Genomic DNA, 409 nt, shown 5'->3' with positions numbered 1-409 from the left:
TGGGGTGTACCAACGATCTTGGACACGTCCTCTGAACTGAGAGGATGCGTTCATGCCCGAGCAGCGGAGGAAGTTCAGTCCGCAGTTCAAGGCTGAAGCCGTGCAGATGGTGCTCGAGACCGGCAAGCCGATCGCCGAAGTCGCCCGCGATCTGGGGATCAACGAGGGCACCCTCGGCAACTGGATGAACATCTGGCGCCGTGAGAATCCGGAGCCGACGACCGACCTGACTCCGGTGGAGCGTGCCCGCGTGAAGGAAATGGAAGACGAAATCCGCCGCCTGCGGATGGAGAACGAGTTCCTAAAAAAAGCAGCGGCCTTCTTCGCGCGGACGCAACCGTAGCCGAGCGCTGCGCACTCATCCACGCGGAGAAGGACACCTACGACATCACGTTCATGTGCCCGCTGC

At 61.4% G+C, this 409-nt stretch carries 1 protein-coding gene; it reads left to right on the top strand.

What is annotated here, in order from left to right; genetic code table 11:
• Positions 1-52: 52 nt before the first annotated feature.
• The gene (locus ACK586_RS25535; RefSeq protein ID WP_409333336.1) at positions 53-343 is read left to right on the top strand and encodes a transposase; all 291 of its coding nucleotides are present in this window, start codon (positions 53-55) and stop codon (positions 341-343) included.
• Positions 344-409 lie beyond the last annotated feature (66 nt).

It is taken from the genome of Trujillonella humicola (genome assembly GCF_046233715.1).
Lineage (GTDB): Bacteria > Actinomycetota > Actinomycetes > Mycobacteriales > Geodermatophilaceae > Trujillonella > Trujillonella humicola.
Note: the sequence above shows the minus strand (reverse complement) of the source record. Positions and strands in the feature narration are given on the sequence as shown.

Bases quoted from the DNA above. Each gene is read 5' to 3' on its own strand.
- ACK586_RS25535 (WP_409333336.1), top strand. From the start codon at position 53: ATGCCCGAGCAGCGGAGGAAGTTCAGTCCGCAGTTCAAGGCTGAAGCC.